Source organism: Endozoicomonas atrinae, from assembly GCF_001647025.1.
Lineage (GTDB): Bacteria > Pseudomonadota > Gammaproteobacteria > Pseudomonadales > Endozoicomonadaceae > Endozoicomonas > Endozoicomonas atrinae.
This window is the reverse complement of the sequence record NZ_LUKQ02000217.1, coordinates 1-9,056: the sequence shown is the minus strand read 5'-3', so window position 1 is coordinate 9,056 and position 9,056 is coordinate 1. Positions and strand designations below refer to the sequence as shown.

Below are 9,056 nucleotides of genomic sequence, written 5' to 3'. Positions count from 1 at the left end.
AAATCAACATCATTAAAACCTTCGGGTAGCTGTGGTCGACGAGACATCTGTTCTAGATAATGCATGGTAATGATGCCTAAGCATAGTTGGCGGCAGCTTAAGGATTTAGAAAATGCGATTGGTATCATCCTCCCGCAGTGTTTCCCGCGCATCGTCCAGCAGGTGGGACAGTTCATCCAGCGAATAGCCGTGCTCGTAATCGCCAATTCGCTCGCTGATAAAGTGATGCTGCTTTTCATAGACCCGCTCTTCCAGCTCCTGTTCATCGAACGCATCAACACTGAGGTCTTCGTCGATCCGTACTTCATTCTGGCGGATAAAATCCAGAACCTCGGCCCTGCTCAGCTTCTCACCCTTTTTGTCCGCCAGCCACAGGTCAAGGCCCAGCCACTGGACTTCCTCGTCCTGCACGTTGTTGCCTTTCTTGATGGCATTCAGCCAGCTCTGGGCAGGCAGTTTGTCCGACTTCACGGCAGCGGCACTGCGCTCAACGGCGGAGTAGAACGTCGGGGCTATGCCTGAATCGCTGTAGCGGTTGCCCTTGGTGTTACCGGCATTCAGGTTACCATTGCGCTTCAGATGCCCACGGGCTGCACTCAGCAATTCCACCGCATCGGCATCCGTCCATTTGATGTTGGGGAACAACCGGCGCAAAGCATTGCGGATCATGCTGACCACTTTGGTCAACAGGCCGTTTTTCGGGTCTTTCTCGGCAAGGTGCGCCAGGTATTCCTCAGCAATGATCCGATTGGCTTCCGCCTCGCTCTTGCCTTCGGTCTGTCGGGCGTACCGCTTGGCCAGTGCCGTTTTCAGCCGGTCGTTCATGTCCCGGTGGATTTCATCCAGCACGGTATCGAGCCGTTTACCCAGCAGGCCACGGACGCCTTTATGACCCACCAGTTCATGGAGGACAGTGCGCACCGCCTCGCCCGTGGTGTCCAGATTGGCTGCGATCAGATAGGTTTCGCCTGTCTCCGGGTCAAACATCCCCCGCACCCGTCCTTGTGCCTTGTCGCTGATCACCTTCTGGTACAGGTGTGAGGGTAGCTCGGTTTCCGCTTGCAATACGTGGATGGACTGCCCCAGTTTCTGCTCCAGCGGCTTCAGCTTCAAACGCAGGGGACCAGACTGGATGCCTCTGGCCTTACTGTCTTTGGAGTTGCTGTCTTTGCGCAGGGCGTAAAAGGAGCCCCGTTCGTTCAGGTCTGGGGTTCCTCTTTCGGCGGCAGACTGGTAGCTGCCATCCTTGCCGGTAAAGTGATCCAGCACCTGAATACGGTCGCCCCGGTTGAAGAACCGGATCAGGTTCCGGGTGCCTGTCGTGGCCAGTGGGGAGCCACTGCTTTTCAGGATGACCGACGAACTGTTGGTGCTGTCCAGTGCCTGCATGATCCGGGCAGCCGCTGGGTTGTTGGTTGGATGCCGCAGGGTCTTCAGATCGCTGTCCGACAACGGCAGGACGCCAGTGACATTGTATTTGCTATCCAGCAGCACCACGGCATTGGGGCTGATGGTGTCCAGAAAAGGGCGAACCGCTTCCGGTGAGCCGAAATTGATATGTGGCCGGTTGAAACGCAGCCGCCGTTCGGTAATCGGGAATGCCTTATTGCGAGCCATGCGTTTGGGAGCCACGGTGCCCATCAGCACTGTGCCTTCTGCATCCATGATTTTTGCATGGCCAGTGGTACCCACCACGGCATGACCCATATTCACCACGCCACTGCCGTCCAGCACCTCGTTCAGGCTGTGGGTAATATGCACATCCGACATACTGGGCTCAGGATCACCGGAGGGATGGTTGTGGGCAAACCAGACGCTCCTGGCATCGGGCGTTGCCACCACGGCACCGGCCAGAGTCCATGGGGATACGGAAGCAGAGGCTTTCTGCCCCTTGCTGTGCTTAATGACATTGATCACCTTGTCATTGCCATCGAGCACAATGGCAAGCATCTCTTCCTGTGCCAGCTTGCGGATCGGGGCGATAAAGTGGGCAAGGTCATCGTTGGTGTGGATGGTGTCGGTGCCAGCTCTTATGGTGCCGGTTTCAACGTGCTTAACCAGAACACGCTGGTTTTCGATGATCTGCTGTTTACGTTCGTCACCGGAGAGATCGGGGGCGGTGAACAGGTTCTGCTGTCCGGCGTCCTCCAAGTCGGACTTTTTGCCGCGTCGCTTACGTTCTTCTATTTCGCCTTCTCCGACTCGGTAGCGTCCGGTTCCCTCATCAATTTGTCGAACGCCGATTGTGCCTTCAGCTTCCTGTCCCTGGCCGCCTGCATCTGCTGCTTCTGTTCGGGTGTCAGCAGATGCCCGTAGCGCAGATCGGATTTTGCCCAGGTTTCCAAGCAGCTCTGCCGCGCTCGCTTTGCCACCGAATCGTTCAGGGTCATTCTCTATCTCCTCTTTCAGCCGTTGCAGATGTTTGTCGTGGGGGGCTTCCGTGGCGGCTTTCATCACCTGGCGGGTGACATTGCCGTGGAAGCAGTCCATACCACCGTATTGATCGCAGGAAGTGCAGTTGAAGTTCTTCTTCGGATCGGTGGGATGCTTGATCTTTTTCCAGCCACCATCGACAGGGCATACCCGCTTCATGGCATCCAGCCCGAGCATACGACGCAGGGTGGCTTTATCGCCCAGGACTCGCTGCCCGTGTTTAATGGGCAGAATCACCAGTATCCGGTCAAGGTTGGCACGAACAAAGTCGATGCCATTCTGCTGACCGTCAAACACCACCGCCAGTGGCAGCTCCGGGTGTTGTGCGGCCAGTTCAAAGTTGCTGTTGTCCACCGACAGTGCCCGCCAGTTCATTTCTGGCACCTGCTTCAGGAACTCAGGATTCTTGCTGAAGATCTGGAGCCGGATACCCTCCTTGTTCATGGTTCGGATAAAGGGCAGCCATGCCATGGAGCCATCGCCCATATCAAACAGGCGAAGGGCTTTGTTCTGGTAAAACTCCGGAGTGCCTTTGTAATCGTTGGCCGCAATCCGGGCGGTTCTTACCGGGTCTTTCTCCACCGCCCAGTTCACTATTTCCGATTTAATGATGGGATTACTGAACCGGTAATTGCCTTTGGTCGCATAACAGAAAGAAGCACAGTCACGGCTGGGCATACAATCGACAAAGCTGCCATTGATGCTGTTCTCCGGTTTTCCGGCATGCCCCATGACATCCTCTGTGTGCAGATAACGCCAGAGTCCGGGTTCGCCATGATCTTTCAGCGCTTTGAGGATCGAGGCGTTATCTTTCTGGGACAACAGCGACTGGTAATCCACCTCACGTCCGGCCACCAGGTCATCAATGGTCTGGCGAATCAGCATGGACTGCACAGTCTTCCTTGCCCAGGGTGTATCCGCCAGCTTCTTCAGCCGCTGGACAATGCCCTGCTTGTCAGACCGGCCATCCAAATACCGCTTGATGGCTGCCCGTTCCGCACCGCCCAGACTCTTGATCCCAGGCACCGAGTAGTGAGGCGCATTACGGCTATTGTACCAGTCGCGCTCCTGGCGCTTGGTGGCACTTCCCCCGTCCTGGGGGTCGTACTTGCCGCCGTCTTCCTCAATCCCGACAAAGTCGTCGTCCGTCCACTCATCGCTATCGAGCGTGCCATCGTCAACCGCATCCAGCAGGTCGTACCAGTCGCGCTCCCGGCGCTTGGTGGCACTTCCCCCGTCCTGGGGGTCGTCTACTTCGTCCCTTTTGGTTTCTCTGGCAGACTCAGTGGCTCGCTCTCCGGGTTCTCCCGGTTCACTTTTTCCGTTGCTTCCTTCAGCAGCTTGAACAGGTTGGGCTTTCTGCTGCTTCGGGTCTTTGATCCGCTTTGGAAAGAGTGCGCTCTTGTCGCCATAGTTTTTCTCCAGTTGGTTATTGGTCTGGTTGATCAGGTCATCCAGTGTCGCCTCTGCTGTGCCGAACATATCTCCATCAGCTTGTGATTGCTTTTGCAGGTATTGTTCAATCTGGTTGGCCAGTTCGCTCAGGGCCTGACCTACCTGTTTGGATTTGTGCAGGTTGGCATCGAGCCACCTGGCGAACAATTCCGTTTCAGGACTGAAGCTGTCCAACAGAGAGTGTTGATCCAGAATTTCATCCACCGACTGGTTGCGATTGCGGGAGTCCTGAAGGATACGGCTGGCTTCCACCAGTGACTCAATAACTCCATAACCTCCCAGCTCTGGGTCTATCCCTTTTGCCCTGGCAAAGTGGGGCGCTGCCATAGCCAGCGATTTGATCAGGTTCTTCAGGTCTGGTTTGTCGTCCTCGGCAAACAGGCTGTTCAGACGTTCGTCGTCGTAGGCTTTCATAAACAATGCTGACTCTACGCGGTCACGCATCTGTTTATTCCAGTCGCCCTGGCGGGTTTTCAGTTCTCCGGCTTCGCTGCCCAGACGGTCGGCGAATCGGGCAAGGAATACATCATTGCTGCGGTGCAGCAGGTCGCCGGTATCATCGGTATCAAAGTGGGAGAGGTCTTCCTGGGTAATACGGGAAGCGTCCAGCTTGGCTTTTTCTGCCGGAGACATTGAGGCGGTATCACGGGCATTGGCTTCTTTGGTGAAAGCAATGCGCTGGTCGGTATCCATTTCTCCCCGGCGCTGGCGCACCAGTACTGGCTGTTTGAAGTTATCCACAGACTCGGGTTTCAGGCCAAAGGAGTCAGCGTTTTGCTTCAGGTGCTCCCGATAGGCTTTCGCCCGTTCAGGATGGTTTCGGTAGGCTTTGCGGATTGCTGAAACACGACCATTGCCGCTTTCTACTACACGGTCAGTGCCGATGATCGGTGCTCCGCTGCTGGCCAGTGGATTTGCTCCCAGCAGTTTTGGATTAAGCTTGCTGGCGATACCCCGGATCTGGTCTTCACTGGCTTGTCGAGTTCGATCCCTTGGTTGCAGCTCTGCTGGATAGTCCGGATTTACCTTGCCGGTGTCGTTGTGGCTGGCGATCAGGTCATCGGCTTCGTATAGGGCGTATTGGGTATCCAGCTCCCGTTCTGCTGTGGATACTTTTTCATTATTCTTACCCATCACCGGCTTTACACCAGAGGGAGTGCCTGATTTCTCCTGCGCAGTGAGTCGCAGTCCTTCCTGTTGCTGGCGATCCTCAATGGCTTTGACTTCCCGCTCAAAGCGGATACCGTCGCCGCTTTCAACCATGGCTTTCAGGTTGGCCAGAGCTTCTGTCATATTCCGAGGGGTAATGCCACGACCACTTTTACGAGCCTGCATTTCCAGCTTGCGCTGGTTCTCGATCAGTTTTCTTACCCGACGTTTCTTTCCATCATCACCAAGCTGCCAGTTAAAGGAACGGAACAACCGGTTCAGGCTGTTCATCCGTTCGGTGTAGCTGGCTAAATCCTGATCGGGGTTGCCGTTGTACTCCGGTGATCCAGGGTGTTGGTTAGGGGCTTTGTCAATATTGTCTTGGCGGCGCTGTTGGCTATCCTGCTGCACAGCCTGTGAATCTGTTCCTACTGACCCATAGCGATTAGCAGTAAAGTCAGTTGGTGAATAACCCAGAGTCTTGGGTTGCTGTTGTGGTACCGACTGCTGTTTTTGCTCCGGACGGTAAGGGGCATTGGTCTGCTGTTCAAAGCCAGGACCGGTAAAAGTGGTTTCACCTCTTTGTGCGGGGCTGTTGGGTTCAACATAAATAGCGTTATCGGTTTCTAATAGTGGCGGCTGTTGCGGGGAAAGAGCCTTCTGTCGTTTATAGGCCGGTTGGTTATACTGGCTAAAATCGCCTGCACCTTGCGGGGCTGATTGCTCTTGTTGTGGCCCAACTTCAACCTGTGGTTGTTCCGTTTGCCGGGATTTTTCTCCGAGCTCATGAAGCTGACTCTCCAACCCGGCAATGGCCAGAGAGTTCTGGCGCAGTTGCTCTGCCAGCATGGTCTGGTCGGCATGGGGCTCCTGCATCTGGTCTTGCAGGGTCTGGTGCTGGCTCATCAGGTCGTTGAGCCGCTGCTGCTTCTCCCTGATGTCGTCCATATTGCGGGTTCGACCGGCAGCGCCCACCAGTCCACCCACCGGACCTCCAACAATGGCACCGGACAGTCCCTGCGCCAACGCACCATCAGTCAGTCCTACATCCCTGCCCACCTGCTGCTGGCCGTAGTTGGCCGCCATCTGCTGGCCAACCCCTTCACCGAACTCCTGCGCACCTTCGGTCAGGAACCCTTTAGCCGAATTCAGGCCACGGGTGCCGGCGTTCTTCAGGATCAGGTTCTCCATGGCCGGACCCGCCAGCCCCATGGAGAGCGCCCCCACCCCGGCAGCCGGGGCAAAGGCGGCCTGTGCCGCTTCCTCGGCCAGCAGGGCTTTGGCCTGCTCAAAAGGCTGGCGGGTATCGCCGCCTCCGGCCCGCTCGTAGGTCTGCTGGTAGAGCTCCTGGAACCTCGGCAGGTCTTTCAGTTGCTCATAGCCCAGTGTCATGATCTGGCTTTTGGCGTCCTCGGCACCGGCCCCGCCGATCATCAGGCCACCGGTTGCCCCGTAGCCCACGGCATGGCTGCCCTTGTCGATGACATTCGCCAACCCCTGCACACGTCTGGCATCTTCCAGACCGGTCACTGCTGCCGCTGCACCGGATGCCTGAAGCCCTTTCATGCCCAGTGCCGACAACCCTTTACTGGCCACACCACCGGGTATCATGGACGGTGCCAGAGAGCCAACCCCAGAGGCAAACTGGAGGCCAAAACCGGCAGCGGTACTGCCCTCGGTCAGTCCATAACCCCCGTCGCCTTTGCGCTCGAAACCAAACCCTTGCATCGCCTCAACACTGGAAGGGGACATATTGTCAAGCTGTTCCTCGGACTTCTCACGCAGCCAGTCACTGGCGGCATTATGGCCATCGCCACCCACCAGACGACTGGCACCGGATACCAGGTCTGCGGCTCCGGCATAACCACCGTGCCACAGGGCATCCCACAGGTCACCGGCATAGCTGCTGTCCGGATTGCCACGGCGACGGGTATGCTGGTCAAACAGGGAGCGGGCTTCCCGATGGTAGCCCTCCGGTATCTGGGGCTTGAGATAATGCCGCCAATACTGCTCCCGCAGCCGTTCCTGTTCCTGATCGTCCCCCTGCTGAAACAGCGGGGTCGAGCTGAAATCGTACCAGTTCATCGAATCGTCCTTGAAAAAACGCTGGCCGCCACCCGCTACCCGTTCCCCGTAAAAGCGGGTCAGGTGCTTTGCGTGTCTTTTTCGGGAAGCGGGAAGCGGGAAGCGGGAAGCGGGAGGCGGATCGCGGGAAGCGGTCTGTTATCGTCCGTAGGAAGGGTGGAAGTGTTGAAAGGTGCCGGGGTTGCGGTTCAGTGGGTTGTAACCGGGGTATCCATATCCCTGACCCTGCTTCGGTACTGCTGTATTGGGTGTCACCGGAGGAGGTGGTGCCGGTGTCAGTGCATCACCGCCCCCTAACGCCTGCTTTAATGCCGCCAGCGGGTCCTGCTGCTGTTGCTGCTGACCAAACAGGTCAAAGCCCGGTGTCCGGTTCGGGGTTTCCTCCCCGGTGGTGACATAGCCGGGATTGCGGGGGCCATACTGTTTCATCAGTTGCCCATAGTGATCCTGAACCGCCTCCGGTAGCTGGGCTTTCTGGTCTTTGGGTTTCAATCCTGCCACATCGGCCTGCCCCTGCTTGGCCGCGACTTCCTGTAGTTGCTCGATCAATTTGCCGGGATCATTGACCTTATTGCCCGGATCAAAGGTCTGCTTCTTCTGACCGGCAAAGTTGTTCAGGTTGGAGAGGGAACTGAGGTAGAACTGCTTCACCGGATTGCCATCGTCACCGAGCAGGCTGACCATCGGGTCTTCATTGCGGTCGCTGTGATTGAAGCGAATACCGCTGACGTTACTGGCCTTGATGCCGGGGTGCTGGTTGATAAACTCGATGGCGTCCTGCGCATCCCGTGGGTCCTGCCCCTGATGATACTTTTGCAGCATCCGGTTCAGCTTTCCGGCATCCTGCGTCAGGGGGCTTTGCACCGTTTCCCTGCGCTCCATGGGCATTCCGTAACCGGCCTGACCGCCTTGCGGACTCTGCCTGGCTCCCATGCCATTACCCGGCTGACTGCTCTGGGGCATCTGCCCGAACCCGTAGGGCTGACCATGAATGGCGGCAAACCGCTGCTGCCGGTCGTAGAACTGGTTCAGGTCGTTCTGGTCAATCTGCTGCTGGTTCAGCGCCTGCTGCTGTCGGCGCAGCTCACCAAGGCGCTGGTTGATGGCGTACTGTTCATCGGCGTAACCGGGCACTTTGGTGCCGTGGCCAATTGAATCAAACTTATTCTGGTAAACCCTGCCGTCCGATCCGATGTACATGGTGATCCTCCCTGATCCTGTGGATTAATACTCGTAATCAAACGACTCGCGGTAATTCCATTTACCGTTGTTTTCGTAGGTCTGCACCAGTCCGTTCTGCCAACGGTTCGCTGCCTGGTTAAAGGCCTGGTTCTGCGCCGCCAGCTTCATCTCGTCCTGCTTGAAGCCGTAACCGAGGTCGTATTGCCTTGCTGCTTCGTTCAACTGGTCGTACTTGATCTTGTTGTCGGTAAACATATCCGCTGCCAGTTTATAAACACTGGCCGCACTGCTCAGGCCATCAGTGGCGGTTTTGGCGGTATCCAGCCCGAGCTCCGCCACATCGAGGTTGCGGTTCCAGCTCTCCTCTCTGGCGGTGTCCCGCACCTGATTCTGGATGGCCGAGAGTCCCGCTGCCTTGTGCAGGGCGTTACTGGTACCAAAACCCGCAAACCGTGCCGAATTGGGATTCACGCCCATGCGGCGCATATCCCGTTCGTACTCCGACTGTTGCAGGTCGGCGTTGGCCTGATAGTCGCTGCTCGCCTCCCCCAACCGGCTCTGAAGCTGGGCATCCGATACCGTGGCGTTGTCGCCCAGGTACTGGAAGTTGGGCTGGTAGTTGTCGAACACATCAAACAGCTTGTCGCCGTAGTCTTTCAGCTTGTCTGCAACATCGGTGGCCGCGTCGATATTGAGCTGGTAACGCTGCTCACTGTCGTCGTAGGCGTAGCGGCGGGGGATGTCTGGCATTT

3 protein-coding genes are annotated in these 9,056 nt (G+C 57.0%); all 3 read right to left on the bottom strand.

All coding sequences use genetic code 11. From position 1 onward, the window contains the following. Nucleotides 1-105: 105 nt before the first annotated feature. A complete protein-coding gene (locus AK963_RS21655) occupies nt 106-7,122 on the bottom strand; it encodes a JAB domain-containing protein (protein WP_066017506.1) in 7,017 nt (2,338 codons plus the stop codon). Nucleotides 7,123-7,260: 138 nt separating this feature from the next. Further along, on the bottom strand, nt 7,261-8,322 hold the full coding sequence (locus tag AK963_RS21650) for a hypothetical protein (RefSeq protein ID WP_066017505.1): 1,062 nt from the start codon (nt 8,320-8,322) through the stop codon (nt 7,261-7,263). A 24-nt stretch (nt 8,323-8,346) separates the two neighbouring features. Beyond that, nucleotides 8,347-9,056 (bottom strand): hypothetical protein (locus tag AK963_RS33425; RefSeq protein ID WP_066017504.1); only part of this gene is annotated, 710 nt, incomplete at its 5' end.

Bases quoted from the DNA above. Each gene is read 5' to 3' on its own strand.
- AK963_RS21650 (WP_066017505.1), bottom strand. From the start codon at position 8,322: ATGTACATCGGATCGGACGGCAGGGTTTACCAGAATAAGTTTGATTCA.
- AK963_RS21655 (WP_066017506.1), bottom strand. From the start codon at position 7,122: ATGAACTGGTACGATTTCAGCTCGACCCCGCTGTTTCAGCAGGGGGAC.